The sequence below is a fragment of the Arenibacter algicola genome (assembly GCF_018860365.1).
GTDB classification, from domain to species: domain Bacteria; phylum Bacteroidota; class Bacteroidia; order Flavobacteriales; family Flavobacteriaceae; genus Arenibacter; species Arenibacter algicola_B.
In genome coordinates this window covers 209,011-234,412 of the sequence record NZ_JAHKPO010000024.1, presented here as the reverse complement: position 1 = coordinate 234,412, position 25,402 = coordinate 209,011, and the positions used below count along the sequence as shown (strand labels likewise).

The 25,402-nt window shown below is 39.6% G+C and carries 30 protein-coding genes; 16 read left to right on the top strand and 14 right to left on the bottom strand.

Annotated elements, in window-relative coordinates:
- Positions 1 to 3 precede the first annotated feature (3 nt).
- Complete coding sequence (locus tag KO529_RS19640; RefSeq protein WP_215949556.1) at positions 4 to 441, bottom strand: Rieske (2Fe-2S) protein; 438 nt, start codon at positions 439 to 441, stop codon at positions 4 to 6.
- Between the two features lie 111 nt (positions 442 to 552).
- Here KO529_RS19640 and greA point away from each other — a divergent pair, with 111 nt between their 5' ends.
- Positions 553 to 1,026: a transcription elongation factor GreA gene (gene greA / locus KO529_RS19635; RefSeq protein WP_031445604.1), complete on the top strand. Its 474-nt coding sequence runs from the start codon at positions 553 to 555 to the stop codon at positions 1,024 to 1,026.
- 181 nt (positions 1,027 to 1,207) lie between these two features.
- Positions 1,208 to 1,600: an HIT family protein gene (locus tag KO529_RS19630; RefSeq protein WP_215949555.1), complete on the top strand. Its 393-nt coding sequence runs from the start codon at positions 1,208 to 1,210 to the stop codon at positions 1,598 to 1,600.
- On the opposite strand, the gene KO529_RS19625 is transcribed toward KO529_RS19630, so the two are convergent.
- Positions 1,593 to 1,943 carry a hypothetical protein gene (locus KO529_RS19625; RefSeq protein ID WP_215949554.1) on the bottom strand — a complete coding sequence of 117 codons (351 nt, stop codon included), beginning with the start codon at positions 1,941 to 1,943 and terminating at the stop codon, positions 1,593 to 1,595. The two genes, KO529_RS19630 and KO529_RS19625, sit on opposite strands and share 8 nt — an antisense overlap.
- A 4-nt stretch (positions 1,944 to 1,947) precedes the next feature.
- Positions 1,948 to 3,096: a sensor histidine kinase gene (locus KO529_RS19620; RefSeq protein ID WP_215949553.1), complete on the bottom strand. Its 1,149-nt coding sequence runs from the start codon at positions 3,094 to 3,096 to the stop codon at positions 1,948 to 1,950.
- 117 nt (positions 3,097 to 3,213) lie between these two features.
- Between KO529_RS19620 and KO529_RS19615 the strand changes: the two genes are divergently transcribed.
- The 3 genes from KO529_RS19615 to aat all read left to right on the top strand — a co-directional run bounded on the left by KO529_RS19615 (position 3,214) and on the right by aat (position 5,442).
- Positions 3,214 to 4,095, top strand: a complete 882-nt coding sequence (locus tag KO529_RS19615; protein ID WP_215949770.1) for a flavin reductase family protein — start codon at positions 3,214 to 3,216, stop codon at positions 4,093 to 4,095.
- 200 nt (positions 4,096 to 4,295) lie between these two features.
- Positions 4,296 to 4,673 carry a DUF3127 domain-containing protein gene (locus KO529_RS19610; protein ID WP_215949552.1) on the top strand — a complete coding sequence of 126 codons (378 nt, stop codon included), beginning with the start codon at positions 4,296 to 4,298 and terminating at the stop codon, positions 4,671 to 4,673.
- Positions 4,674 to 4,806: 133 nt separating this feature from the next.
- A complete protein-coding gene (gene aat, locus KO529_RS19605) occupies positions 4,807 to 5,442 on the top strand; it encodes a leucyl/phenylalanyl-tRNA--protein transferase (protein WP_215949551.1) in 636 nt (211 codons plus the stop codon).
- A gap of 23 nt (positions 5,443 to 5,465) precedes the next feature.
- Here aat and KO529_RS19600 read toward each other — a convergent pair whose 3' ends face one another.
- Genes KO529_RS19600 through KO529_RS19590 form a run of 3 tightly spaced genes read right to left on the bottom strand, consistent with a single transcriptional unit; the run spans position 5,466 to position 7,401 of the window.
- The gene (locus tag KO529_RS19600) at positions 5,466 to 6,032 is read right to left on the bottom strand and encodes a hypothetical protein (protein WP_215949550.1); all 567 of its coding nucleotides are present in this window, start codon (positions 6,030 to 6,032) and stop codon (positions 5,466 to 5,468) included.
- Entirely contained in the window at positions 6,022 to 6,585 is a 564-nt protein-coding gene (locus KO529_RS19595) for a DNA-3-methyladenine glycosylase I (protein ID WP_215949549.1), read from the bottom strand. The genes KO529_RS19600 and KO529_RS19595 overlap by 11 nt, the downstream gene beginning before the upstream one ends.
- A gap of 60 nt (positions 6,586 to 6,645) precedes the next feature.
- On the bottom strand, positions 6,646 to 7,401 hold the full coding sequence (locus KO529_RS19590; RefSeq protein ID WP_111622427.1) for a slipin family protein: 756 nt from the start codon (positions 7,399 to 7,401) through the stop codon (positions 6,646 to 6,648).
- 253 nt (positions 7,402 to 7,654) lie between these two features.
- Here KO529_RS19590 and KO529_RS19585 point away from each other — a divergent pair, with 253 nt between their 5' ends.
- The 5 genes from KO529_RS19585 (at position 7,655) to KO529_RS19565 (ending at position 12,368) form a co-directional block, all read left to right on the top strand.
- On the top strand, positions 7,655 to 8,230 hold the full coding sequence (locus KO529_RS19585) for a phosphatase PAP2 family protein (protein WP_215949548.1): 576 nt from the start codon (positions 7,655 to 7,657) through the stop codon (positions 8,228 to 8,230).
- Between the two features lie 82 nt (positions 8,231 to 8,312).
- Positions 8,313 to 9,629, top strand: a complete 1,317-nt coding sequence (locus KO529_RS19580; protein ID WP_215949547.1) for a gluconate:H+ symporter — start codon at positions 8,313 to 8,315, stop codon at positions 9,627 to 9,629.
- Between the two features lie 14 nt (positions 9,630 to 9,643).
- On the top strand, positions 9,644 to 10,108 hold the full coding sequence (locus tag KO529_RS19575; RefSeq protein ID WP_215949546.1) for a RidA family protein: 465 nt from the start codon (positions 9,644 to 9,646) through the stop codon (positions 10,106 to 10,108).
- Between the two features lie 19 nt (positions 10,109 to 10,127).
- Positions 10,128 to 11,237 carry a D-TA family PLP-dependent enzyme gene (locus KO529_RS19570; RefSeq protein ID WP_215949545.1) on the top strand — a complete coding sequence of 370 codons (1,110 nt, stop codon included), beginning with the start codon at positions 10,128 to 10,130 and terminating at the stop codon, positions 11,235 to 11,237.
- Between the two features lie 63 nt (positions 11,238 to 11,300).
- Positions 11,301 to 12,368, top strand: a complete 1,068-nt coding sequence (locus KO529_RS19565) for a dipeptidase (RefSeq protein ID WP_215949544.1) — start codon at positions 11,301 to 11,303, stop codon at positions 12,366 to 12,368.
- 19 nt (positions 12,369 to 12,387) lie between these two features.
- On the opposite strand, the gene KO529_RS19560 is transcribed toward KO529_RS19565, so the two are convergent.
- Positions 12,388 to 13,305 (bottom strand): AraC family transcriptional regulator, encoded by a 918-nt coding sequence (locus KO529_RS19560; RefSeq protein WP_215949543.1) that lies wholly within the window; start codon positions 13,303 to 13,305, stop codon positions 12,388 to 12,390.
- Between the two features lie 248 nt (positions 13,306 to 13,553).
- Between KO529_RS19560 and KO529_RS19555 the strand changes: the two genes are divergently transcribed.
- From KO529_RS19555 to KO529_RS19535, 5 genes are all read left to right on the top strand, one after another.
- On the top strand, positions 13,554 to 15,077 hold the full coding sequence (locus KO529_RS19555) for an aldehyde dehydrogenase family protein (protein WP_111622421.1): 1,524 nt from the start codon (positions 13,554 to 13,556) through the stop codon (positions 15,075 to 15,077).
- Positions 15,078 to 15,095: 18 nt separating this feature from the next.
- Positions 15,096 to 15,470: a DUF779 domain-containing protein gene (locus KO529_RS19550; RefSeq protein WP_215949542.1), complete on the top strand. Its 375-nt coding sequence runs from the start codon at positions 15,096 to 15,098 to the stop codon at positions 15,468 to 15,470.
- Between the two features lie 144 nt (positions 15,471 to 15,614).
- A complete protein-coding gene (locus KO529_RS19545) occupies positions 15,615 to 16,256 on the top strand; it encodes a hypothetical protein (protein ID WP_215949541.1) in 642 nt (213 codons plus the stop codon).
- A 308-nt stretch (positions 16,257 to 16,564) separates the two neighbouring features.
- Complete coding sequence (locus KO529_RS19540) at positions 16,565 to 17,326, top strand: SGNH/GDSL hydrolase family protein (protein WP_252734478.1); 762 nt, start codon at positions 16,565 to 16,567, stop codon at positions 17,324 to 17,326.
- Positions 17,327 to 17,499: 173 nt separating this feature from the next.
- Positions 17,500 to 19,236: an ABC transporter ATP-binding protein gene (locus KO529_RS19535; protein WP_215949540.1), complete on the top strand. Its 1,737-nt coding sequence runs from the start codon at positions 17,500 to 17,502 to the stop codon at positions 19,234 to 19,236.
- A 136-nt stretch (positions 19,237 to 19,372) separates the two neighbouring features.
- Here KO529_RS19535 and KO529_RS19530 read toward each other — a convergent pair whose 3' ends face one another.
- From KO529_RS19530 to trmB, 7 genes are all read right to left on the bottom strand, one after another.
- Entirely contained in the window at positions 19,373 to 19,702 is a 330-nt protein-coding gene (locus KO529_RS19530; RefSeq protein WP_031445582.1) for a 2Fe-2S iron-sulfur cluster-binding protein, read from the bottom strand.
- Positions 19,703 to 19,772: 70 nt separating this feature from the next.
- The gene (locus tag KO529_RS19525; RefSeq protein WP_215949539.1) at positions 19,773 to 20,831 is read right to left on the bottom strand and encodes an NAD(P)/FAD-dependent oxidoreductase; all 1,059 of its coding nucleotides are present in this window, start codon (positions 20,829 to 20,831) and stop codon (positions 19,773 to 19,775) included.
- 69 nt (positions 20,832 to 20,900) lie between these two features.
- Positions 20,901 to 21,143: a NifU family protein gene (locus KO529_RS19520; protein WP_072860500.1), complete on the bottom strand. Its 243-nt coding sequence runs from the start codon at positions 21,141 to 21,143 to the stop codon at positions 20,901 to 20,903.
- Between the two features lie 2 nt (positions 21,144 to 21,145).
- On the bottom strand, positions 21,146 to 22,288 hold the full coding sequence (locus tag KO529_RS19515; protein ID WP_215949538.1) for an Mrp/NBP35 family ATP-binding protein: 1,143 nt from the start codon (positions 22,286 to 22,288) through the stop codon (positions 21,146 to 21,148).
- Between the two features lie 166 nt (positions 22,289 to 22,454).
- Positions 22,455 to 22,790 (bottom strand): MGMT family protein, encoded by a 336-nt coding sequence (locus KO529_RS19510; RefSeq protein WP_215949537.1) that lies wholly within the window; start codon positions 22,788 to 22,790, stop codon positions 22,455 to 22,457.
- Positions 22,790 to 23,419, bottom strand: a complete 630-nt coding sequence (locus tag KO529_RS19505) for a LysE family transporter (protein ID WP_215949536.1) — start codon at positions 23,417 to 23,419, stop codon at positions 22,790 to 22,792. Before KO529_RS19505 ends, KO529_RS19510 begins: the two co-directional genes overlap by 1 nt.
- A 3-nt stretch (positions 23,420 to 23,422) precedes the next feature.
- Positions 23,423 to 24,094, bottom strand: a complete 672-nt coding sequence (gene trmB, locus KO529_RS19500) for a tRNA (guanosine(46)-N7)-methyltransferase TrmB (protein ID WP_215949535.1) — start codon at positions 24,092 to 24,094, stop codon at positions 23,423 to 23,425.
- 392 nt (positions 24,095 to 24,486) lie between these two features.
- Between trmB and KO529_RS19495 the strand changes: the two genes are divergently transcribed.
- The gene (locus tag KO529_RS19495; RefSeq protein ID WP_215949534.1) at positions 24,487 to 25,365 is read left to right on the top strand and encodes a hypothetical protein; all 879 of its coding nucleotides are present in this window, start codon (positions 24,487 to 24,489) and stop codon (positions 25,363 to 25,365) included.
- Positions 25,366 to 25,402 lie beyond the last annotated feature (37 nt).

Sequence of the window (25,402 nt, the reverse complement as noted above, 5' to 3'; positions counted from 1 at the left end):
GCGTTAATTGGAGATGATCACGGAATTACCACTATAGGTAGCCCGGTAAAAAAGCAGGTCGTGATAACTCTTGCCGTCGTCCGGCCTGTTCATTAGTTGCCCTGTAAACAAATTGTATTCATAACCTTCGCAGGAGCAGGTAACCAATTGTCCATTTAAGGACATTGTGGAACAGTTATTTGGGGCATGGTTGGGGCAGCTGGCTTCCCAGGCCATAAAGGAATTAAATCCGGTATTGATGACAAATGCACCTCTGGTGCCTACTGCGGCGTTTCCCACATATACGGCGCTACCTGTATTGGTCAACGCGCTGTAAAGTGGTAGGTTTAGATTAAGATCAAACCTAAAGCTAATTTCTTGTAGGTACGGATTTCTATTGGTTGAGTTCTTGTCGCAGGACAATAATAAAAAGAAAAGTAATAATCCGAATATGCGTTTCATGCGGCTGTGCCTATTTAAATAACTTAAACAAAATTGAACAAAATTTATGTATATTTGTCTTAAATCCTCTTTAAAAAAAGAGGATTTTCCTATTTATTTAATGTAGAACTTATGAGTAAGGTATCTTATTATACAGCAGAGGGGCTAAAAAAATTGAGAGATGAACTTAATTATCTAAAGGATGTTGAGCGTCCAAAAGCTTCGCAAGCAATTGGTGAGGCCAGGGATAAAGGGGATTTGTCGGAAAATGCCGAGTATGATGCCGCAAAAGAGGCACAAGGTTTGTTGGAGATGAAAATTTCCAAGATGGAAGAGACTTTGGCCAATGCAAGGTTAATAGATGAATCGCAACTGGACACTTCCAAGGTGTTGGTGTTATCTACCGTTAAATTGAAGAACATGAATAACGGAATGGAAATGAAATATACCCTAGTGGCAGAAAGTGAAGCTGATCTAAAGACGGCAAAAATTTCTGTGAGTTCGCCTATAGGCAAGGGGCTGTTGGGTAAAAAAGTAGGGGAAACTGCAGAAATCACCGTTCCCAACGGAACATTAAAATTTGAAATTTTGGAAATCTCCAGATAGATCATTTTAAAAAATACGAAAGGGCCTCAATTGATTTATTCAATTGAGGCCTTTATTTTTAAGGCGGTTGCATTTGGTTTCAGTATTGGTAGTTGGGTTGTTTGAAGAAGACAAAGTATAGGTTTGGGCACATGGTTTAAAATATTTGTCCTATCTTTTAATTAGATTTAATTTCAGAGAAATGTCATCAATATTTACAAAGATCATTAACGGAGAAATTCCGTCCTATAAAATTGCCGAGGACGACAATTATTATGCCTTTTTGGATATTAATCCCAATGCCTTGGGGCATACTTTATGTGTCCCAAAAAAAGAGGTGGATAAACTTTTGGACCTGGATGAGGAAACCTATTTGGGGCTTATGGCCTTTTCCCGAAAAATAGGCTTGGCCATAGAAGCGAGCGTACCTTGTAATAGGGTAGGGCTAACTGTTATAGGCTTGGAGGTTCCCCATGTACACGTACATTTAATTCCTTTGAATGGAATGAGGGATGCCACTTTTCAAAATAAGGCTTCTTTGACGCCTAAGAATTTTACGGAAATAGCGGAAAAAATTAAGGGCAATATTAAATAATCCCTTCCATGATAATATATACCCCGGCTGCAACTACTATTATAAGTAGTAGTGTTAAAACATAAAAAAGGGTGGTAAAACGTATGGAGGCGCGGTCTGGGGCAATCATTTTTTGGTAGTAGTCATAAACGCGTTCTATGTCCTCCGTCCAGGTTACCGGATAGATCATGGAATTGCATTTTTTGCATTTAATTTCGTGGGTGATGTCCATAGTGGTCCTGTCGTATAATCGGCCATAGGTATGTCTTTGATAAAAGGTCAATTTTAATTCTTGATTAAAACATTCGGGACAATTGTTTGTTAAATCCGCTTCCTTAATTACAACTAATTTCTCCTTTGCCATCACCTTAATTTTTAACTTTAAATGTAATTTGCATTATGGTACCGTCCTTTGTGGATGTCAGTACTTTAATTTTGCCTTTGTGGTATTCTTCCACAATTCTTTTTACCAAGGAGAGCCCTAAGCCCCATCCCCTTTTTTTAGAGGTGACCCCTGGATTAAATATGGTCTGAAAATTCTTTTTTGGTATGCCACTGCCTGTGTCCGAAATTAGGACTTTGACCCAATTTCCGTTGGGAACTATTTCAATGGCAATACTACCCTTGCCCCTCATTGCATCTATACCGTTCTTTACCAAGTTTTCAATGGTCCAATTGTACAAAGCCTTGTTTAAAAGCACTGGTGCCTGGTCCACTTGTGAATTAAAAGAAAAGTGAATGAGTTTGGAGCTCCTTAATTTTAAATAATCGTATGCATTTTTTGTTTCTTCAACAATGTCGTACTCATTAAGAATGGGTAGGGAGCCAATTTTTGAGAAACGTTCCGTTATAGTTTCCAATCGGCTAATATCTTTGTCAATTTCCTTGGTAATTTCTGGATTGATATTTTCGGACCTCAATAATTCGTTCCATCCCAAGAGCGATGAAAGGGGAGTTCCTATTTGGTGGGCCGTTTCTTTCGCCATACCGGCCCAAAGTTTATTCTGTTCGGATGTTTTATTGGTCTTGAACAAAAAATAGATTACCGTTCCAAAAAGGAAGATGATCAATAAAAGGGCAATTGGGTAATATTTTAACTTGGTGAGTACCTCAGAATTTCCATAATATAGAGTGGCCAAGTTCTCCCCCTTGTACTCTATGGAAATAGGTTTATTTTCGGCCTTGAATCTACTAATTTTTCCGTGGATAAAAGCGGTGTCCGTTTTCTGTATACCGGGCATATTGTTCACTTTTATGGTACTGTCCTTGTTGACCAGTATCATGGGAGTGGAGGTATTGTTCTGAAAGATTTTGATGTGCAGATTACCAGGGTCGGCGTCAACCGGAAGGGATAAAAATTCAGATTGTGCCGTGGCCCAAATTTCCATTTTATGGCGTTCTTCTTCCTTAAACTTCTTGAAAAAACTGTTGGTGTTCCATAGAATTAAGCTCACAATAGCAAAGGAAGCTATTAATAACAGAAGGTTCGAAGTTTTCTTTTTAGGACTAAAATCCATCCAACTAAAAATTATTCTTAAAGATAACGCAATTTGGACAAAGATATTCTATTTTGATATCTACCTCTTTATTTCATTTTGCCTACATTTTATGTACCTTTACCTGCTATGAAAAAAATGGTTTCTATCACGGCCTCAGAAGTACCCACAGCTAGATTACATGGGTATTTATTGGGTGCCGTTGGACCAAGACCTATTGCTTTTGCCAGTACCGTTGATGGGAAGAATAGACCTAATTTATCGCCTTTTAGCTTTTTTAATGTCTTTAGTTCCAATCCGCCTATTTTGATATTTTCTCCCTCCCGAAGAGTGAGGGACAATAGTACGAAGCACACCTTGGACAATGTATTGGACAATATGGAGGTGGTAATCAATGTAGTGAATTATAATATGGTGCAACAAATGTCCCTGGCAAGCACGGAGTACAGGGAGGGCCAGAACGAATTTGTCAAATCCGGTTTAACCATGTTGCCTTCAGATTTGGTAAAACCTTTTAGAGTGGCGGAGTCACCTGTGCAGTTTGAGTGTAAGGTCGTTAAGGTGGAACCACTGGGAAAGGAGGGCGGTGCAGGCAACCTAATCTTTTCAGAAGTATTAAAAATACATGTGGATGCCGATATTTTGGATGAAAATGGAACCATTGATCAATATAAAATAGATCAAGTAGCCCGGATGGGGGGCAACTGGTACAGTAGGGCCAATATGGGATTGTTTGAAGTGCCCAAACCAGTTTCCAATTTAGGGATTGGCGTTGATGAAATTCCCGAACATATTAGGTTGAGCAATGTTCTTACAGGCAACGATTTGGGAATGTTGGGCAATATAGACAAATTGCCATCCCAGGAAGAGGTGAGACAGTACGTTGATAATCATGTGGACTTAAGGTCCATATTGAGTTCGGGTAATGAGGATTTACTCCATTCAAGGGCCCAAGAGTTGTTAAAAACCAAGGATGTACTCTCTGCATGGAAGGTTTTGTTGGCAGAGATACCCTCATAGAAGAATTAACATTAGATTTTTAACATTTATTTGTTTAGATTGAAGTAAGAATGGGGAGTAAAGTAGAATGATGCAAAGCAATATTCTATGGGCTGAACCCCTAATAACTAAGATGTGATATTTTGTTTTAGGTGTTCCTGATCAAAATGCTTAATATTGACAAAAATAAGAATACAAAGTAGAATTATATAAATAGCAAAATGGAAGTACAAGGGAAAATTAAAATGGTAGGTGAGACCCAAACATTTGGGAGCAACGGATTTAGAAAGAGGGAAGTAGTGGTGACTACGGAGGAACAGTATCCACAACATATTATGGTAGAATTTGTACAGGATAAATGCGACCTTTTAAATAATTTCGGTGCTGGCCAAGCGGTAAAAATAAGTATTAATCTAAGAGGTAGGGAATGGGTAAACCCACAAGGGGAAACCAAATATTTTAATTCCATACAAGGTTGGAGAATAGAAAGTTTACAGGAGGAAGCAAATGCTCCAGGGATGCCTCCGGTACCGCCTATGGATGCTTTTGAACCAGCGGACAATATAAATGACGATGACCACGACGATTTGCCATTTTAATTAGTGGTATAAAAGTTTAAACAGCATAATTATACCCGTTTTTAAATGAGGTGTAATTTCAAAAAAAGGAAAACCTATTCAGTTTGTAACCGAATAGGTTTTCTTAATTTTAGGATTATAAATCAATTTCAAAATGTTTCTCCTTAATCATCGCTTACTGTTTCCGGATGTAGAAAAAGCTGATGAAGACGGATTATTGGCAGTTGGGGGCGATTTGTCTCCGGAGCGATTGCTATTGGCCTATAAGAATGGGATATTCCCTTGGTTCAATGAGGATTCCATGATTCTTTGGTGGAGTCCAGATCCACGAATGGTACTATTTCCAAACAATATAAAGATTTCGAAAAGTATGGCCCAAGTTATAAAATCCAATAGGTTTAGGATTACTTGGAATACACAATTTGAAGAGGTGGTTAATGAATGTTCTGCCATAAAGCGCCAAGGGCAGGAAGGAACTTGGATTACCCCAGAAATGAAAAGCGCATACTCAAAATTGCATCAAATGGGAATTGCAAAGTCCATTGAAGTATGGGAAAATGATGTTTTGGTAGGAGGGCTATATGGAATAGACCTTGGAAATGTATTTTGCGGAGAAAGTATGTTCAGCAAAACTAGTAATGCTTCAAAATTTGCTTTTATAAGTCTGGCCAAGGAGTTGCAGGAAAAGAAGTATAGACTAATAGATTGTCAAGTATACACTTCACATTTGGAAAGCCTTGGAGCGGAAGAGATTCCTAGAAAACAATTTATCGAAATTTTAAAAGGGTAGCTGTTGGATCTCTATACACGCCTTTAATATAATACACGATCGTAATTGGCAGGTAATGCCATTGTGGTTTTTATCAAATTTCCCTCAGCATCGAATATCGCTATATAATCCTCCTTTTTATCTATTTTTTTGCCGCGTAGCATTAGTTTGTAGGTATTGCTTGGCAAAATCAGATTTTGAAAAGTGTTTTTTAGCACATTTTCAGAGGAACCTGGATAGCGCTGTTGGATATATTTGATTTTTATTTTTTTGAAATTCGCATTCAATACGGATCTTATACTGGCGTAGGCATCCGTTGGTATATCTACTTCCTTTACCCTGAATCCTGTATTTTGAAGAATTCCCTTTTCATTGTAATCTAAATGATAATGCATTTTTCCTTTCTTAAATTTTAAGGTATAGGTAATTTTGGAGGTGTCAACTTCTCGGTAGTACTTTATGTATCTGGTGTTCTCCAAAGGCAGGTTATCCATGTTGATAATGGGAAATTGCGATTTTTTAATGCGATGTTCCCGTTCCAATTTTGTTTGGGAAAAAGATTTTAATCCGAGCATCAATAATAGCATTAAGGTTATATAGCTATACTTCATTATATCTAAAACAATTTATTTCATGATCGTTTACCATCCCGGTGGCCTGCATGTGGGCATAAATTACGGTGCTTCCCACAAATTTGAAACCGCGTTTTTTCAAATCTTTGCTTATGGTGTCGGATAATGGGGTGTTTCCCGGGGCATTTTTATAATCCCTATGATTGTTCTTAATGGGCTGGCCATCAACAAATCCCCAGATATAATTACTAAAACTTCCAAATTCCTTTTGGACAGCAATGTAGGCTTGGGCGTTGGTAACAGTGGCCCTTATCTTGAGTTTGTTCCTAATAATTCCGGCATCCTGTAACAAGGATTCAATTTTCGATTCCCCGTATTTAGCTATTTTTTTGTAATCAAAATGATCAAAGGCCTGTCGAAAATTTTCCCTTTTTCTCAAGATGGTAATCCAGCTTAATCCGGCCTGAAAGGTTTCCAAAATCAAAAATTCGAACAATAGGTCATCGTCTTTTAGGGGCACTCCCCATTCCTCGTCGTGGTACTTTTCATATAGAGCATCGCCCTTGCACCAGCCACATCTATGTTTTTCCATTTTTAATATTAAAACTTTCTTTAAAGATAAAGAAACCTTGATTTTAATAATGGGATTTACCTACTTTTTGTTTTTGGATTTTTTCACAGGGTTTCTTGGCAAAACCTCTTCCGGGAAGGGAAATAGGATAGTGGAGTTCTTTTCTGCCGCTATATTGGATAGGGTTTGGTAGAGCCTTAGTTTTATGGCGGAAGGCGATTGATCGATCAATTTTCCCGCTTCCAATAATTTACCGGCGGCCTGTTCTTCGGCAAGGGCCAATATAATTCGAGCTCTTCTGGACCTTTCGGCTTCTGCTTGGTTGGCCATCATACGCTTCATGTTTTCCGGTAATTGAATGTCCTTAATTTTAACATCGATAATTTCAATTCCCCATTCTTTGGTTTCCAATTCAACTATGGCCTTGATGTTTTTTCCCATTTCCTCACGCTTGGAGAGGATGGTATCCAGTTCCACCTTTCCACAGACATCCCTTAATGCAGCTTGGGCCAATTGGGTAATTGCAAAGCGGTATTCTTCCACTTCCAGTACTGCTTTCTCGGGATTGTTTATTTTAAAGAAAACTACGCCATCTATACTACAGGGAACATTGTCCTCAGTCATTACTTCCTGGGAAATTATATTTATTGTGATAACCCGAATATCCACGGTTTGTATTGTCTCCACTAAGGGAATAATCCACCTAAAACCTGGTTGCAGCGTTTTTACATACTTTCCAAACCTAAATTTAAGCGCTCTTTTGTACTCGAAAATAATGCGTATACCAGCTAATAAAAACAATAAAATAATAATGCTGAGAATGAAGGGTGGTGCCATGATATTTGCGTTGTTAAATTTGTAATTAGCTCCTAAAAAATTATTTGGACAGAATGGAAAACTGGTTGTTTTTTTCAATTGTCCCTGGTCAACATCAGAAAGAAATTCTAAAACTCCAATTCTGTAAAGGGCAGATTTACTTAAAGTTACGAAAATTACCAAGCAGGTGAAAATAATAGTCCGCCTAAATTGATTTGTCTATAATGGCAATTATAATTTATTTATCTTGAACCTATTACAATAATGATTCTCTATGGAAAAATGGCCGTTAACCTTGGTATGTGCATTTTTGATTATAACCAATTCATGTTATTCCCAAGATACAGAGGGAGGACATGAGAAATGGGAATATGTTTTGGAAGATACTGGCGACGTGCTTCAATTGGCACTACCTTTAACGGCTGGAATCATGACCTTGATAAAGAAGGATTACAAGGGCATCAAAAAAATGGCTTTTTCTTATGGTACAACCATGGCATTGACGTATTCCTTAAAACATTTCACCAAAAAAGAAAGGCCCGAAGGAAGGAAGCTTTATGATTCCTTTCCTTCCGGTCATACTTCATCCGCCTTTTCCGGAGCGTCATTTATACAGCGCAGGTATGGATGGAGTTATGGGGTCCCAGCATATCTCCTTGCTAGTATAGTTGCGGTTAGCAGAACCGAAGCCCCGGACGGCTACCATGATTTCTGGGATGTATTTGCCGGTGCTGCTATTGGCATCGGCAGCACTTATATTTTTACCAAACCCTATAAAAAGGAGCAGATGACACTTGGCTTTGCTAATTATCGAAATACCTATTCTTTGACCTTCACGTACCAATTCTAAATTTTTCCTAATGGGATGTCAATTTTATGAAGTGATATAGTATATTTAAGAATTGTATTCAACTAAATACCAAACCAATACTATGCCTTTACTTATTGTTGTACTTGGATTAATTCTCCTCTTTTTACTCATTGCCAAATTTAAGCTTAACGCCTTTATAGCATTTATCATCGTGTCCCTTGCCGTGGGTATTGCCGAGGGAATGGAATTGCAGGGGGTAATACATTCCATCCAAAATGGGATTGGGAATACGCTAGGTTTCCTGGTAATCATATTAGGTTTAGGGGCAATGTTAGGCAAACTGGTTGCGGATAGTGGTGCAGCACAGCAAATAACGACCAAATTGGTGGCCAAATTTGGTATCAAAAATATTCAATGGGCTTTGGTATTGACAGGATTTATTGTAGGCATCCCCATGTTTTACTCTGTAGGGTTTGTAATATTGATTCCTTTGATCTTTACTATTGCGGCTTCAACCGGGTTGCCATTATTATATGTGGGGCTGCCAATGATCGCATCACTTTCCGTAACGCATGGTTTTCTTCCTCCGCATCCTGCGCCTACGGCAATAGCTTCAATGTTTAATGCTGATATTGGTAAAACCCTTCTCTATGGAACTATTATTGCAATTCCGGCAATTACATTGGCAGGTCCAGTATTTTCCCGGACCATTAAAAATATAACGGCCACTCCTATTCAAGAATTTGTAAACCCGACTATATTGAAGGAGGAAGAAATGCCAGGTATAAATGTCAGTATTTTTACAGCACTTCTCCCTGTTATTTTAATTATGCTGGCCACTGTGGCAGATCTTTTATTGCCTAAGGATACTGCTATTTTACCTATTGTCAATTTCATAGGCAACCCGGTAATTGCTATGTTGATCGCTGTTTTAGTAGCCATTTATACCTTGGGTCTGGCTAGGGGGAAGGAAATGACCGAAATAATGGCGTCTGTTGCAAGTTCCATTTCCGGTATAACCATGGTACTCTTAATTATTGCTGGCGCAGGCGCACTAAAAGAGGTATTAGTAGATAGTGGGGTTAGTGATTATATTGCCAATATCCTAAAGGATTCCAGCTTTTCCCCTTTACTTTTGGCCTGGCTTGTGGCAACTGTTATTAGGGTGTGCGTGGGTTCGGCAACGGTTGCTGGATTAACTACTGCTGGTATAGTAATGCCCTTAATAGGCGCTACCGGGGTGAGTCCGGAATTAATGGTGCTCGCCATTGGGTCTGGGAGTTTAATGCTTTCCCATGTAAACGATGGAGGGTTCTGGTTGTTCAAGGAATATTTTAACCTTTCCATTAAGGATACCCTAAAAACGTGGACGGTTATGGAAACCACTGTGGGCGTAATGGGATTGATAGGAGTAATGATTTTGAGTTTGTTTGTTTAATTAAAGAATCAATTATGAGTAGTTCACCTACAGAAAAAATTAAGGAATTAGGATTGGTTTTTCCTCCAGCCCCAAAACCGGCCGGGGTGTATAGGCCTATTTTGGTAGTAGATAAGTTTTTATATGTTTCGGGCCAGGGCCCAATTCAAAACGACGGATCTTTAATGATCGGGATAGCAGGTTTTGATATGAACGCCGAAGAAGCCAAACTGGCTGCAAGACAGGTAGGTCTTACAATGCTCTCTACGATTCAGACACATTTTGGTAGCTTGGACAAAATAAAAAGGGTAGTAAAGGTTTTGGGGATGGTAAATTCAACCCCGGATTTTGGAAAACAGCCCTTTGTAATAAATGGCTTTAGTGAATTGTTGGCCGATGTTTTTGGTAAGGAAAATGGTATTGGTGTACGCAGTGCTGTAGGGATGATGCTACCCGATAATATTCCCGTAGAGGTTGAGGCGATGTTTGAGCTTTATTGATGTAAAACCCAATGCTATAATGAACGAGGAATGGTATAGAATTACGGACCCAAAGGATATAATTACCCCTGCCCTTTTGGTTTATCCGGATAGGATAGAAAAAAACATAAGCACCATGATAGCCATGGCCGGTGGTACCCTAAACTTTAGGCCACATATAAAAACACATAAAACCGCAGAGATTGTTCAACTACAGTTAAATAGAGGTATCCAAAAATTTAAGTGTGCTACCATTGCCGAAGCCGAACTCCTGGGGAATTGCGGCGCAGCGGATATACTACTTGCCGTACAACCTGTGGGCCCCAATATAAACCGATTTTTTAGGCTGATTTTGGAATTTCCAAACAGTCAATTTTCTGCCATTGTTGATAACGTGCGGATTGTTGAAAAAATTGCTAAAATTGCCAGGGAAAAAGGCGTTCTTGTACCTCTTTGGTTGGATATAAACAATGGGATGAACAGAACTGGTATTCCACCCAATGCCGAGGCTGTGGAATTGTATAAAAAAATATATGAAGACCCCAATTTGAAGGCCGCAGGATTGCACGTATATGACGGGCACATTCACAACAAGGAGCTACTTGAAAGAGAGAAGAAATGCAATGAAGATTTTGAAGCGGTTTTGGATTTGAAAAGATCTTTGGAAGAACTGGGCTTTCCCATTCCCGCCATTGTGGCCGGTGGTTCGCCAACCTTTCCCATTCATTTAAAGCGCGAAGGGGTGGAAACTAGCCCGGGAACAACACTTTTATGGGATGCTGGCTATGCGGCCTCCTATAAGGACATGGAGTTTCTGCCGGCCGCTGTTTTATTGACCAGGGTAATCAGTAAACCTAAGGCCAATTTAGTCTGTTTCGATTTGGGACATAAACACTTGGCTTCAGAGATGAATTTCCCAAGGGTAATGTTGTTGGAAGGAGAAGGTTGTACCCAAATAGGGCAGAGTGAAGAGCATTTAATTGTGCAATGCCCCAATGATGAAATGTTCACGGTGGGGGACGCCGTTTATGCTATTCCAGTACATATTTGTCCAACCGTAGCTAAATATAAAGAAGTCCTAACCGTAGTTGATGGAAGCTTAACCGGTGCCTGGCAGGTAGCTGCAAGAAATCTTAAAATAAATATATAAACCTCTCCTTTACCAGGACCAATAATTATAGGTTGGGCCTACAGTTGGGATAAATTTAAAAATATGTTCGTATTTGATGCCCATTTGGATCTGGCTATGAATGCCATGGAATGGAACAGGGATTTAACTTGGACCATAGCTGATATCAGGGAAAGCGAAAAGGGCATGACCGATAAACCGGATAGAGCCAATAATACGGTGTCTTTTGATGCCATGCGCAATGGGAATATAGGATTGTGTGTTGCCACCCAAATAGCAAGATATGTAAAGAAGGAAAACCCTTTGCCCGGGTGGAACTCTCCCTACCAAGCTTGGGCCCAGACCCAGGGACAGTTGGCTTGGTACAGGGCTATGGAGGAAATAGGCGAAATGGTCCAAATTAGAAATTTGGCCGAGTTGGATGCACATTTGGACGTATGGAAAAAAGGCAAGGACAAAAGCCCCATTGGCTATATACTTAGTTTGGAAGGTGCCGATTCCATAATTACTTTAGAACATCTGGAGCGTTCCTATGAACAGGGTCTCAGGGCCATTGGTCCTGCTCATTATGGTCCGGGGACCTATGCACACGGAACGGATTCGGTTGGAGGGATTGGACATAAAGGGAAGGAGCTTCTAAAGGAGATAGAACGATTAAACCTAATACTGGATGCTACCCATTTATGCGATGTAAGTTTTTGGGAAACCATGAAGGTTTACAATGGTCCGGTCTGGGCAAGCCACAATAATTGCCGAAAATTTGTGGAGCATAACAGACAATTCACTGATGAACAAATAAGGGAACTTATAGGTAGGAATGCAGTAATTGGAATAGCCCTGGATGCTTGGATGATGGTCCCTGATTGGGTTCGAGGGGTTTCAACACCTGAGAGAATGGATGTTACCCTTACACAAATGATCAACAACATAGACCATATCTGCCAGTTAGCTGGAAATTCCCTGCATGTTGGGATAGGGACCGATCTGGATGGAGGCTTTGGGAAAGAGCAATGTCCAACCGACCTGGATACGATCACAGACCTTCAAAAGGTTCCTAAGCTGCTTTCAGAAAGAGGCTATTCGGAAGCGGATATTGAAAATATAATGAGCAATAATTTTATTCGGTTTCTAAGAAAGGTTTGGGGTAGTTAATGGGTCGTTTCCGATACCTTTAAAATCTCTTTTCCCGAACAACATTGGCTTGATATTCACCTGGGGAAACATTTTTCTTTCTCTTGAATACACGGTTAAAATAAGATCTACTTTCAAACCCGCATTCCATAAAAACTTCTTTTATGGTGCGTTTTGGGTCCTGCAAAAGGCTAACGGCCAGTTTAATTCGTTCATTATTAATGAATTCCACAGGAGAAATGCCAAGTTCATTTTTAAAGACCCTGTAAAAATGGGACTCGCTCATATGGGCCTTTTTGCTCAATGTTTCAATACTTAGAGGCTGGTAAATGTTTTCCCTAATAAAGGAGACTATATACCCTAGCCTGCTGGTGTTGCTGATTTCCAGTGTTTGTTCCGTGTAAATTTTGCGCTCATTGCTCTGTAATATCCGCACTATCAATTCGCTTAGCATATTGTCTACAAAAAGGTCTTTGGACGGATGATTCTCTGTGAATAGAAAAAGCAATCGCTGTAAAATCTGATAGAGACCGATATCATTGGTGAAATGAAAATTATAATCCATCAAAGCCCATTCCTTGCCATCCAATTTGGGCATGGTTTCATTCATTACCCTTAACATCTGCTTTATTTTATCTTCAGAAATGGCCATGGCCAGGCAACGGGTAGGGTTGCTGGCCTTTGCTTCGGGAAAATCAATACACATTACTTCTTTGGATGGCAATATTAGCGACTCACCGGGTAAGAAGTTAAAGGACTCATGGTCCCTGAGATGCATAATTTTCTTGCCACTTAGCATACTTGCCAGTACGGGTTGGTCAAATTGGAGCAATATTTGTTCCGCCTGCTGATGGGTTTCAAAAACGTGCATGGCAGCATTGTTCAACGTATAGGTCGTTTGATTCTCGACCAAAGTTTCCAATTTCCTATTATTAAAGTAAGCGTTGGACAGCTGCATCACGGACTTGTTTAAATTGTCATTAATTATAATTCTACGAGCTTATTTTAATAAAAATACAAAATTAAACCCGTCAAATTAGGATATAGGCAATTATTGATAGGATAGTTCATGTTATTGATAGGATGGGTCAGAATTTTAACAAAAACGCTTCATACATTTGAAAACAAGCCACTTACACTTAGGATATGGCTCGGCCAATGGCGATTGGCAAAATGAAATTTAATATTAATTAAAAATATACGATCATGGGAGATGTAAAGACCACAGCACAGAACAGGGTTGAAAGACCAGTATTTAAAAGTCAGTATGAAAACTTTATTGGGGGTAAATGGGTTTCGCCCACCAAAGGGGAGTATTTTGATAATATCTCACCGGTGGATGGCAATAGTTTTACGAAAATAGCACGATCTACTGCAGAGGATATTGAACTGGCGTTGGATGCCGCATGGGCTGCAGCCCCGGAATGGAATAATTCCTCAGCGGCGTCCAGGAGCAATTTGTTATTGAAAATTGCGGATATCATGGAACAAAACCTAGAAGTCTTGGCACGGGCCGAAACCTGGGACAACGGTAAGCCAATTAGGGAAACCATGGCAGCCGATTTGCCTTTGGCCATAGATCATTTTCGCTATTTTGCGGGGGTCATACGGGCAGAGGAAGGCACGGCCAGTGAACTGGATGCCAATACCCTTTCGTTAAACATTCCGGAGCCTTTAGGAGTTGTTGGGCAAATTATTCCTTGGAACTTTCCACTGCTTATGGCCGCTTGGAAGGTGGCACCTGCACTGGCTGCTGGAAACTGTGTAGTTTTAAAACCAGCAGAACAAACCCCAGTGGGTATTCTTGTGTTAATGGAACTTATAGAAAATGTATTGCCGGGCGGTGTGCTCAATGTAGTGAACGGATTTGGTATTGAGGCAGGTAAACCTTTGGCTTCCAATCCAAGGATCAATAAGATTGCATTTACAGGTGAGACTACTACAGGCCAACTTATTATGCAGTATGCCTCCAAAAACATAATCCCTGTTACCTTGGAATTAGGAGGTAAATCGCCCAACGTATTTTTTGAAAGTATTATGGAGGCAGATGATGAATTCTTCGACAAATGCTTGGAGGGAGCCGCAATGTTTGCCTTTAATCAAGGCGAAGTTTGTACCTCTCCATCCCGTATCTTGGTACAGGAAAGTATTTATGAAAAATTTATTGAGCGGGTTGTAGCCCGTACCAACAAAATTAGGTTGGGACATCCGTTAGATCCTGAAACCATGATGGGCGCCCAGGCCTCCAATGATCAATATGAAAAAATACTGAACTACATCAAAATAGGAAAAGAGGAGGGCTGTGAAGTGCTTACGGGTGGTAGTGCCGCCTACAATGAAGGTTTGGAAGGAGGTTACTATATTCAGCCTACCATTCTAAAAGGAAACAATAAAATGAGGGTCTTTCAGGAAGAGATCTTTGGCCCAGTTGTATGCCTAACAACCTTTAAGGATGAGGCCGAGGCCATTGAGATTGCCAATGACACTTTATATGGACTGGGAGCCGGAGTATGGACAAGGGACACGCACCAGGCTTATAAGGTAGCAAGGGCCATTAAAGCCGGTAGGGTATGGGTAAATAGCTATCATACGTATCCAGCACATGCTCCTTTTGGAGGGTATAAGAAATCCGGTATTGGTAGGGAAACCCATAAAATGATGTTGAACCACTATAGGCAGACTAAAAACATGCTTATTTCCTACGACAAAAAAGCACTTGGGTTCTTTTAAGAATTAAAGTAATGTGAAATGGTGAAAAGGGTATTGATTTCAGAAAATGCAAGGCGGGTATTGGAGCAACTAAAGTCCCAGCATGGGCAGCTCATGTTCCATCAGTCTGGAGGTTGTTGTGATGGGTCTTCGCCCATGTGTTTTCCAAAAGGGGAATTAATGCTAAATGAAACCGATGTTTATCTAGGAGATATTGCAAACTGTCCTTTCTATATGTCGAAGGATCAATTTGAATATTGGAAACATACCCAATTGACCATAGATATCACCAAAGGCCGGGGTTCTAGTTTTTCCTTGGAAATACCATTGGGATTGCGCTTTGTTATTAAGTCCCGTTTATTTACAGAGGATGAATTTGCCCAATTGGGTCCGGTGGATACGGTCAAAAATTAAGGAATTCTCCCCTGAATTATTAATGCCGGTTTAAGCTCATGCTTAAACCGGTTTTTTTGTTATTCTGTGAATTTAACAGCATTTTAGTGACACATGGCAAGGTATTTGATATTTTTGTAGCTGATAGGTACCTTAAATGGCTATATGAGAATAGTATTTTTATTTTGCGTTCTATTTTTATTTTCGCAGTTGGGTATGGCCCAAACAGACCTTCCTACCACCAATCCTCTAAAAATAGAAGGGGACAGGGGGGTTAGGGAAAATCCCAATCAGGGAACTGCTTTGAAAATGCCGTCCATTATTACCTTAAAACCCACTACCAATCTCAGGGATTCCCTTACCGCTAGAAATGTGAAGATGCTTCCGGACAGGGAATTGGTGCAGGCTGGCTATGGTTTAAAAATAGATCCAAAAATTGGTGAAAAGGAAAAGGAAGGCTCTTCTACCTTTTTCGGGAATATGTATTTGGGCGATATTAAGAGCAATGGGAAATTCGTAGGTATTGTTTGCCGTGACCATGAATACGTAGATGGCGACAGGGTAAGAATATTGCTCAATGATAAGGTGGTGGAACCTAATATATTTCTAACAGGTTCCTTTAAAGGAATTAACCTAGATTTACAGAAGGGCTTTAATAGAATTGATTTCGAGGCACTGAACCAAGGTACTTCAGGTCCCAATACGGCCCAAGTTAATGTTTATGATGATGAAGGTAAAATGATACATTCCAATATGTGGAATTTATCCACTGGGTCCAAAGCCACCATAATTATCATAAAGGAATAACTCGATAAATATCAAAAACACTGACCAGTATGAAAGGATATTACTATTTATTGATTATTAACCTACTGCTTATCCTAATCCCCTATACCTTAAGATTGCTTAGGAATTCTAGAAGAAATAAGTAATTCACAAGCGCTATTGCCACAAGTTTACCAGATTTTAATTATCAAGGAAACCGCTATGGTTTAGGTAGTTTTATATTTGAATTTAAAATTCGTCATTATTGGGGTTAAAAAAAGATTTGATCTTTTTTGAATTGGAACAAACCTCTTAGCCTTTTCTTTCGTAAATTATAAAAAACACTTTCAATGCGGTTATCATTGTTATTTGTCATTGCTATTGTTTTCTTCGGATGTTCCCAAGAAAGGGAGTTGTCCTCTATTGAACCTTCCATGGACAATATTTTGGAAACAGAGCCGCCTTCTACCCTTGCCAATGAATCGGTTGGACCACATTTAAATGAATCTGGGACATATAATTATTTGGCTTTGGGGGATAGTTATACCATTGGTGCCAGCGTTACTACTGCAGAAAGCTTTCCAATCCAACTAAAGGAGAGACTGGAGCAAGGTTTAAAAGTGTCGGTCAATACCGAAATTATTGCTGTAACCGGATGGCGTACAGATAATTTATTGGATGCAATAAACAAGGGGACCTTGTTGCCTTCCTATGATTTGGTAACCCTTTTAATCGGGGTCAATAATCAATATCAAGGCAAGCCATTTAGGGTATATACCAAAGAGTTTCCCCAACTTTTGGAACGGGCCATTACATTGGCTTATGGTAATCCAAAAAATGTAGTGGTTATTTCCATTCCGGATTATGCTTATACCCCATTTGCGGAAGGTAGAAATACAGATAAAATTTCCAAGGAAATTGATGAATACAATGCCTTTGCAAAAGCTACGGCTTTGCAGAATGGTGTTCCTTTTGTAAATATTACGGACATAACGCGCAATGGATTGACCAATCCCGATTTAGTAGCAGGGGATGGCCTACATCCTTCAGGGGAGGCGTATAAGAGATTCGTGGATGAATTGTATCCCGTAGTACTTCCTATTTTTGATTAATGACAATTCTCTTCCATTCAGATTTGTGATCAAGTCTTAGGATACTTTCTGTTTTTTAATGTTAGCTGAGGACTATAATTAAGTAGTAACAGAGAAAGTTTCATGGTTTGCCTACCAATAACTTTAAGTACATTTATACCTCAAAAATCCTCTCAATCAAAATATAATTCATAATGTCCGATAAAAAAGTTAGTATGCTTACCGCCTTTAAAACTATAATTTGGCCTCGGCGAAATATGGTTTTTATTGGTCTGTTCTTGATTGTCATAAGCAATGCCGCCAATTTTGTAGGCCCTATCTCCCTGAAATATTTTATGGATGATGTTATACCCAATAAAAATATGGACATGCTCAAAATTTTGGTAGGCGTGGTAATCCTGTCTATTTTGGTAAGGGCCATAACTTCTTTTATGTTGACAAAAATTTTAAGTGTGCAGGCTCAATACCTTATCTCGGAGCTACGGGCTCAAGTACAGAAAAAAGTACTCTCGCTCCCGATCCGTTTTTTCGATAATGCAAAATCAGGGGCTTTGGTCTCCCGAATCATGTCCGATGTCGAGGGAGTTCGCAACCTTATTGGGACAGGACTGGTACAATTGGTAGGGGGAAGCATTACGGCCATAGGTGCCTTGGTTTACATGTTGTGGATAAGTCCATCTATGACCTTCTTTACCTTTATTCCATTGGCCATTTTTGCATTTATAGCCTTAAAAGCATTTAAGATTATTAGACCTATTTTTAGAAATAGGGGAAAAATAAATGCCGAAGTTACAGGGAGGCTTACAGAAACCTTGAGCGGAATCAGGGTAATTAAAGGCTTTAATGCTGAGGAGCAGGAGACCAAGGTTTTTGAGAACGGGGTGGAACTGTTGTTTCAAAATGTAAAAAAGAGCCTAACGGCAACCGCTTTTATGACCAGTTCGGCCACTTTCTTAATTGGTATTGCCACTACAGGAATTATGGGAATTGGTGGGTATAAAATAATGTATGAAGGCTTGAGTCTTGGGGATTTTTTGTCCTTTACCTTTGTTTTGGGCATCATGATCGCACCTATTGTGCAAATGAGCAATATAGGGAGTCAACTAACAGAGGCACTTGCCGGCTTGGACCGTACGGAAGAACTAATGAATATGATACCTGAAGCCAATGAAGAGGAAAGGACAATTATCCTGGAAAACATAAAAGGGGATATAGCCTTTAATGATGTTTCTTTTGCCTATGAAGAGGATAAGGATGTATTGCACAACGTTAGTTTTGAAGTAAAGTCGGGCAATGTGGTAGCCCTAGTGGGCAGCTCCGGTTCAGGAAAATCCACCATAGCCGGTTTGGCGGCAACCTTTTTAAACCCTCTCTCCGGGACCATTACCGTGGATGGTCAGGATCTTTCCAAAGTTGATTTGAGCAGTTATCGCCGGAATTTAGGGGTTGTTCTGCAAGATGAATTTTTGTTTGAAGGCACTATCAGGGAAAATATAATGTTCCCTAGGCCCAATGCAACGGAGGATGAAGTTATAAAGGCCGTTAAGGCCGCTTATGTGGATGAATTCACCGATAGGTTCGAAAAAGGATTGGACACACTAATTGGGGAACGCGGAGTGAAGCTTTCAGGCGGACAGCGCCAACGTATTGCTATAGCCAGGGCCGTTTTGGCCAATCCAAAAATTTTGATATTGGATGAAGCTACTTCCAATTTGGATACGGAAAGTGAAGCCCTGATTCAAAAAAGTTTAGCCACCCTAACCGAAGGAAGGACTACTTTTGTCATCGCCCATAGATTGAGTACCATAAGGAAAGCCAATCAGATTCTTGTAATAGAAGATGGGAGAATTGCGGAAAAAGGCACTCATGATGAGCTAATAGCAAAAGAAGGACGATACTTTAACTTATTTACCTATCAGGCGAGGATTTAATTTCTATTGGCAGTACTTGTGACCTGATTTGATATTAGGATGCCAATAGTTAGCTCTCAACCACGGTACACTATGTGTATTGGATTGTGGGGTCCAAGAATACAATAATCCCGGAGATGCACAATAATGCTAATTGTTAACTCTCAGGCGCCAACTCCACTTCTAGGCCTTCCAAATCTTCTGTGATATGGATTTGGCAACCTAGGCGGCTGTTATCCTTTACATTGAAAGCTTCGGCAAGCATGGCGTCCTCATCATCGGACATTTCGGGTAATTGATGGTCAGACTCTACATAACATTGGCAGGAGGCGCACATGGCCATACCACCACATATACCAATGGTTCCCTCAGGGGCAAGTTCGTAGGAACGAACTATCTCCATTAGGTTCATATTCATATCCGTGGGTGCGTCTACCTCGTGAACAACCCCGTCCCTGTCCTTAATTTTTATTTTAACATCGCTCATGCCAGAAATATTCTTTTTTGCTAATAGCCAGCAAATTTAAGGGATTTACTTTAGGATTTGGTTGTTTTTTTTAATCAATGGCCTTTACTACTGCCTTAGGGGCTTCTTTTTTACTTCCATCAAAACCGGATACACCGCCTACGGTAGTATATTTCATTACATATTTCTTGTCCGGGAAAATACGTTGGTAGGCACTTTGGCACATTAGGGTTGCCTCGTGAAAGCCACAAAGGATCAATTTTAGTTTTCCGGGATACGTATTTACGTCCCCAATGGCATAAATACCTGGAATGTTGGTCTGGTAATCGAAAGTATCCACTTTTATGGCATTCTTTTCAATTTCCAATCCCCAATCCGCAATAGGTCCCAGCTTGGGCGACAGCCCGAACAAGGGGATGAAATGGTCTATTTCTTTGATGATTTCTTCATCCTCATCGCCGGATTTGTTGATTACTACGGCCTCTAATTTCCCCGATCCTTTTAAGCCAACTACTTCTGCGGGGGTAATAAGATTTATTTTTCCAAGGTTTTTTAAGGACTGTACCTTCTCTACGGAATCCAAAGCACCTCTAAACTCATTTCTTCTATGTACCAAAGTTACTTCCGAAGCAACATCGGCCAAGAAGATACTCCAGTCCAGGGCGGAATCACCACCACCGGCAATCAACACTTTTTTATTGCGATATATTTCTGGGTCCTTTATAAAATAGGCCACACCCTTGTCTTCATAATCCTTAATTCTATCTATTAAGGGTTTTCTAGGTTCAAAACTACCAAGGCCACCGGCAATTGCCACAATTGGGGCATTGTGTTTGGTACCCTTGTTGGTAGTTACCAAAAAGGTGCCATCTTCCAATTTTTCGATAGTATTGGCCCGTTCCCCCAAAGTAAATCCGGGTTGGAAGGCTTTTATTTGTTCCATAAGGTTATTTACCAGATCACCTGCCAATACTTCAGGGAATCCTGGTATATCGTAAATAGGCTTCTTAGGATAAATTTCGGAACACTGCCCACCTGCTTGTGGTAATGCGTCTATTAAATGGCATTTAAGCTGTAACAGGCCTGCTTCAAAAACTGCAAAAAGTCCTGTTGGGCCTGCACCTATAATCAGAATATCGGTTTTAATCATGGAAAAAAGAACTTAAAATAGCTACAAAGCTAAAAAAGGAATTGAAAATAGATTATGATAAAAGTCAGCTTATTGGACCACATTTATGACCTCCTGTATTTGCGGGGCATATTTTTTTATGGTCATTTCCACGCCACTTTTTAGGGTCATTTGGTTTACCGAACAGCCTACACAGGCCCCTTCCAATTTAACCTTAACCGAATTATCATTGTCTATGGAAATTAGGGAAATATCCCCTCCATCACTTTGCAAAAAAGGACGGATTTCCTCCAAAGCCTTTTCAACGTTGTTTTTAAGTTCAATCGATGTCATAATTACTTCTTTTTAACAGCCGAACAACCTGCCATTGTAGTTATTTTAATAGCCTCCGTTGGAGGTAAACTTTTGTTTCTATCCACCACTTCCTGAACTACATTTTTTGTAATTTCCTCAAAAGCTGTTTCAATTGCAGTTGCCGTTTGTAGTGCCGCTGGCCTTCCTACATCACCGGCTTCCCTAATACTTTGGATTAGAGGTATCTCCCCTAAAAAAGGAACATTTAAATCCTCTGACAAATGCTTGGCTCCTTCTTTTCCAAAAATATAATATTTGTTATTGGGCAATTCCTCTGGTGTAAAATACGCCATATTTTCTATGATTCCCAACACGGGTACATTTATGGAATCTTGTTGGAACATGGCCACTCCCTTTCGGGCATCGGCCAAGGCCACTTCCTGCGGGGTGCTTACTACCACTGCCCCTGTAATTGGTAAGGATTGCATAATGCTTAAATGTATATCCCCCGTTCCTGGAGGAAGATCCAGCAACATAAAATCCAACTCACCCCAATGGGCGTCAAAAATCATTTGATTGAGCGCTTTGGCAGCCATGGGGCCTCTCCAAATTACCGCCTGATTGGGTTGGGTAAAAAATCCAATGGACAAGAGTTTTACGCCATAATTTTCTACGGGCTTCATTTTGGATTTCCCTTCAATATTTACGGCCAAAGGTTTTTCCTGGGCAACATCGAACATGATGGGCATGGAAGGACCATAAATGTCTGCGTCCAATAGGCCCACTTTAAACCCCATTTTAGCTAAGGTGACGGCCAAATTTGCCGTAACCGTGGATTTTCCTACCCCTCCTTTTCCAGAAGCGACCGCAATAATATTTTTAATCCCTGGGATGGGTTTTCCTTTTATCTCATTAACCTTGGGCTTGGCAGCGGGGGCATCCACTTTTACGTTCACGGTAATCTTGGCCTTGTTGTAGACCTTCTCGTGTATCACCTTCAAAATTTCAACTTCGGTTTTCTTTCTCGCCTGTAAACTTGGGTTGGAAATGGTAATATCAACAACTACCTCGTCCCCAAAAACCATAATATTTTTAACCGCGCCACTTTCCACCATATTCTGTCCTTCTCCTGGGACAGTGATGTTTTCAAGGGCTTTAAGTATGTCTTTCTTGTCTAATTTCATCCTAAATCATTCTTATTCAGTCATTATTAAAACTGATTCTAAATTACAAAGATAGGGCTTAGGAGCGAGATTAGGAAGGAAGGTAATTGAAAAGTAAAATAAGGCAATAAGTATCCTTTATACGTTGCGATTTATCCAATATTATCGGCAATTGTAATCAAGAAAATTACTTCAATTCTTGCCAGGGATCCCAAAAGAGATTTTCAAAATCCACGATTTGATTATCCACCACTTCTATTCCCTCATTTTCCAATAACTGCTGCATTAAATTAGTGCCTTCAAAATGATGTTTTCCTGTTAACAGCCCTTTTCTGTTAACTACCCTATGAGCGGGAATATCTCCAATTTTGTGGGCGCCGTTCATGGCCCATCCCACCATTCTAGCGCTTCTGGCGGTACCTAGATATTTGGCAATGGCACCATATGAGGTAACCCGTCCATATGGTATTTGCCTGGCCACTGCATATACTTTTTCAAAAAAGTTTTCATTTTCGGGTTTCATCAGGTATAAAAAATACGTATTAAGGTAATCACCAATAGCAGCATCATTAAGGCACTTAAGATATAATTGGAATTTTTTGAAAACCCGTTGTTCTTGGTTTCCAATTTGGTAAAATAGACCGTGTACAAATAGAGTACTGTAAAAGTGCCGCATCCGGCAGCTAGAATAAAGGTGGCTATATCGCGGAATTGAAATTTTATCCAGCCGGAGGCGTTCCACATGGCATTCAAGCCACTGTAATAGGGAATGGTCAGTAAATTTACCGCCGCCAACAATACTCCTTTAAAGAAACTATTTCTCTTGCTTACCTTAACTATTTTGGGTCGATTAAGTTTATTTTTCTTGCCCTTTAGAAAGAAATAGATGGTAAAAAAAGCAAAGACAATAAGAGCAATTTTTAAAAGAAGGTCTATAATCTCCGGATGTTTGAATAGAAATTTGGAAATCAACACTGAAATATAGGCCTGGATAATGATCATGGTAGACACCCCCAGACTAAAAATAATACCATTGGTCTTACCCTTTTCCACACTAATTTTTGCAGCATTCATGTTCAATAGCCCTGGTGGAACAGTGGCCATGAAGGCAGCTGAAAATGTGGCAAAAAAAAGGATTAGCAAATGTTCCATGGTTTAACTAATTCTAAACTTGATATAGGTGATCGGTTTTCCTTTTTCAAGATACTGTTTTTCGTAGAAAGTCTGTATTTCCAAAACCTCTTTTGGGCTACCTTCGTTTTTATATACATCATGATTGGCATAGAGTACTTCCAATCCTTTTCCGTGTAAAAGGCCCAAGGTGTAGCCGTGCATAAATTCGCTATCGGTTTTTAGATTGACTACACCATCTTCCTTAAGAATCAATTTGTATTTCTCCAAAAAAGCCTCATTGGTAAGTCGGTGCTTGGTGCGCTTATATTTAATTTGGGGGTCTGGAAAGGTAATCCAGATCTCGGAAACTTCATTGGCGGCAAAAAGTCCGTCAATTAATTCTATTTGGGTTCTTAAAAAGGCAGCATTGGATACATTCTCTTCTATGGCCGTTTTGGCACCACGCCAAAAGCGGGCTCCCTTGATATCTATTCCAATGAAGTTTTTATTTTTATTTTGCTTGGCCATCCCAATGGTGTATTCACCTTTACCACAGCCCAACTCCAAAACTATAGGGTTGTCATTGCCAAAAAATTCATTCCATTTACCTTTTAAGGAGAAAGTGCCATTAGTAATTTCCTCCCTGTTGGGTTGAACTACATTCTTAAAGGTTTCATTCTCTTTGAATCGCTTCAGCTTATTCTTACTTCCCACCGGTACTATTTATTTAAATATTTGGCAAAGCTAATGAAATCTAAGTTTGTTTCTAATATGGAATGTCTATCATCAGGAATTGTTGTTATCTGGTATTTGGATTTTTTTAAATCAAATCGGGATATGCGCCTAGATACCCTAGATAAATACTAACTTAAAAAAATATTTTGTAATAAATATGTGATACTTTTTTGGGATTTTTGAAGGTGTTAGGGAAACTTAAACTGTTAAGCACTATTAAAGTGCCTGAATTGCAGGTTTTTTGAAATTAAATAAATCTTAGTTGCAATTTGCAGATCGGGTATTAAATAGACCGTATTTTTTTTGGCCCCATGTAATGGTTTTGAAATTGGCCGACCTATTATAAGAACTAAACATAACATAGTATAGAAATGAAAAACATTCAAAATAAATGGCCCTTAATGGTTGCTTTCTTTGTTTTTACAATGGGTATTTCCCAAGATTTTGACCAGGATACGGATAGTAATATTCAACAGTACACTCCCTCTAAATTAATGGGTAAAGGGCAATGGGATTTAAAATGGTTTAATAATCTTTATACGGAAACGAAAAGTACTTTTTCCAGTGGTAAGGAGGCCCGAAAAACATTTTTCACTTCTACTATTGAGGTATATACGGGCACGGGTGAAAATAATAGATGGAATCTTGGTGCTATTATAGAGCTAAGGTCCAATGTTGTTGGTGGAAGAGATGCCTTGGATGTTTTTAAGTTCGATGGAGAAAATACTACGGCCAGGTCTGGGATAACTTCTATAGCTCCTTCCGTAAAATTTGTACCTATTGAAGCGCTGAGTAATTTTTCAATTCAGAGTTCCTTTTTTATTCCACTTGTGGATAATGAAACCGAAAATGGGGTGTTTTTGGATCAAAAAGGTTACATATGGCAAAACCGATTTTTTTATGACCTTACTTTTTCCAATAGGAAATGGCAATTGTTTACTGAACTAAATTCTGAATTAAGTTTCGGAAAAGCTGGTGAAAGCTTTGCTAATAACAGCTTAAACTTGTCTCCGGGGATATTTTTAAGTTATTTTCCAAGTTCTAAATTTACCATTTTGGCTCTGGCACAACACTCCCAAAGATTGGATTTAGGGAATAATTTTGCTCAAAACTATACGGCCTTGGGAGGTGGTGTAAAATATCAGTTAACAAATGCTTTAAATATAGAAGCTTTATACACCAATTTTGTACGAGGTGAAAACACAGGTTTGGGACAAACATTTAACTTAGGCTTACGGGCTATTTTTTAAAATGACCAATAAATAGCCTAATTTAGAGTTCAAATTC

Excerpts from the sequence above, each read along its gene's own strand:
- KO529_RS19640 (WP_215949556.1), bottom strand. The coding sequence starts at position 441 with ATGAAACGCATATTCGGATTATTACTTTTCTTTTTATTATTGTCCTGC.
- greA (WP_031445604.1), top strand. The coding sequence starts at position 553 with ATGAGTAAGGTATCTTATTATACAGCAGAGGGGCTAAAAAAATTGAGA.
- KO529_RS19630 (WP_215949555.1), top strand. The coding sequence starts at position 1,208 with ATGTCATCAATATTTACAAAGATCATTAACGGAGAAATTCCGTCCTAT.
- KO529_RS19625 (WP_215949554.1), bottom strand. The coding sequence starts at position 1,943 with ATGGCAAAGGAGAAATTAGTTGTAATTAAGGAAGCGGATTTAACAAAC.
- KO529_RS19620 (WP_215949553.1), bottom strand. The coding sequence starts at position 3,096 with ATGGATTTTAGTCCTAAAAAGAAAACTTCGAACCTTCTGTTATTAATA.
- KO529_RS19615 (WP_215949770.1), top strand. The coding sequence starts at position 3,214 with ATGGTTTCTATCACGGCCTCAGAAGTACCCACAGCTAGATTACATGGG.
- KO529_RS19610 (WP_215949552.1), top strand. The coding sequence starts at position 4,296 with ATGGAAGTACAAGGGAAAATTAAAATGGTAGGTGAGACCCAAACATTT.
- aat (WP_215949551.1), top strand. The coding sequence starts at position 4,807 with ATGTTTCTCCTTAATCATCGCTTACTGTTTCCGGATGTAGAAAAAGCT.
- KO529_RS19600 (WP_215949550.1), bottom strand. The coding sequence starts at position 6,032 with ATGAAGTATAGCTATATAACCTTAATGCTATTATTGATGCTCGGATTA.
- KO529_RS19595 (WP_215949549.1), bottom strand. The coding sequence starts at position 6,585 with ATGGAAAAACATAGATGTGGCTGGTGCAAGGGCGATGCTCTATATGAA.
- KO529_RS19590 (WP_111622427.1), bottom strand. The coding sequence starts at position 7,401 with ATGGCACCACCCTTCATTCTCAGCATTATTATTTTATTGTTTTTATTA.
- KO529_RS19585 (WP_215949548.1), top strand. The coding sequence starts at position 7,655 with ATGGAAAAATGGCCGTTAACCTTGGTATGTGCATTTTTGATTATAACC.
- KO529_RS19580 (WP_215949547.1), top strand. The coding sequence starts at position 8,313 with ATGCCTTTACTTATTGTTGTACTTGGATTAATTCTCCTCTTTTTACTC.
- KO529_RS19575 (WP_215949546.1), top strand. The coding sequence starts at position 9,644 with ATGAGTAGTTCACCTACAGAAAAAATTAAGGAATTAGGATTGGTTTTT.
- KO529_RS19570 (WP_215949545.1), top strand. The coding sequence starts at position 10,128 with ATGAACGAGGAATGGTATAGAATTACGGACCCAAAGGATATAATTACC.
- KO529_RS19565 (WP_215949544.1), top strand. The coding sequence starts at position 11,301 with ATGTTCGTATTTGATGCCCATTTGGATCTGGCTATGAATGCCATGGAA.
- KO529_RS19560 (WP_215949543.1), bottom strand. The coding sequence starts at position 13,305 with ATGCAGCTGTCCAACGCTTACTTTAATAATAGGAAATTGGAAACTTTG.
- KO529_RS19555 (WP_111622421.1), top strand. The coding sequence starts at position 13,554 with ATGGGAGATGTAAAGACCACAGCACAGAACAGGGTTGAAAGACCAGTA.
- KO529_RS19550 (WP_215949542.1), top strand. The coding sequence starts at position 15,096 with ATGGTGAAAAGGGTATTGATTTCAGAAAATGCAAGGCGGGTATTGGAG.
- KO529_RS19545 (WP_215949541.1), top strand. The coding sequence starts at position 15,615 with ATGAGAATAGTATTTTTATTTTGCGTTCTATTTTTATTTTCGCAGTTG.
- KO529_RS19540 (WP_252734478.1), top strand. The coding sequence starts at position 16,565 with ATGCGGTTATCATTGTTATTTGTCATTGCTATTGTTTTCTTCGGATGT.
- KO529_RS19535 (WP_215949540.1), top strand. The coding sequence starts at position 17,500 with ATGTCCGATAAAAAAGTTAGTATGCTTACCGCCTTTAAAACTATAATT.
- KO529_RS19530 (WP_031445582.1), bottom strand. The coding sequence starts at position 19,702 with ATGAGCGATGTTAAAATAAAAATTAAGGACAGGGACGGGGTTGTTCAC.
- KO529_RS19525 (WP_215949539.1), bottom strand. The coding sequence starts at position 20,831 with ATGATTAAAACCGATATTCTGATTATAGGTGCAGGCCCAACAGGACTT.
- KO529_RS19520 (WP_072860500.1), bottom strand. The coding sequence starts at position 21,143 with ATGACATCGATTGAACTTAAAAACAACGTTGAAAAGGCTTTGGAGGAA.
- KO529_RS19515 (WP_215949538.1), bottom strand. The coding sequence starts at position 22,288 with ATGAAATTAGACAAGAAAGACATACTTAAAGCCCTTGAAAACATCACT.
- KO529_RS19510 (WP_215949537.1), bottom strand. The coding sequence starts at position 22,790 with ATGAAACCCGAAAATGAAAACTTTTTTGAAAAAGTATATGCAGTGGCC.
- KO529_RS19505 (WP_215949536.1), bottom strand. The coding sequence starts at position 23,419 with ATGGAACATTTGCTAATCCTTTTTTTTGCCACATTTTCAGCTGCCTTC.
- KO529_RS19495 (WP_215949534.1), top strand. The coding sequence starts at position 24,487 with ATGAAAAACATTCAAAATAAATGGCCCTTAATGGTTGCTTTCTTTGTT.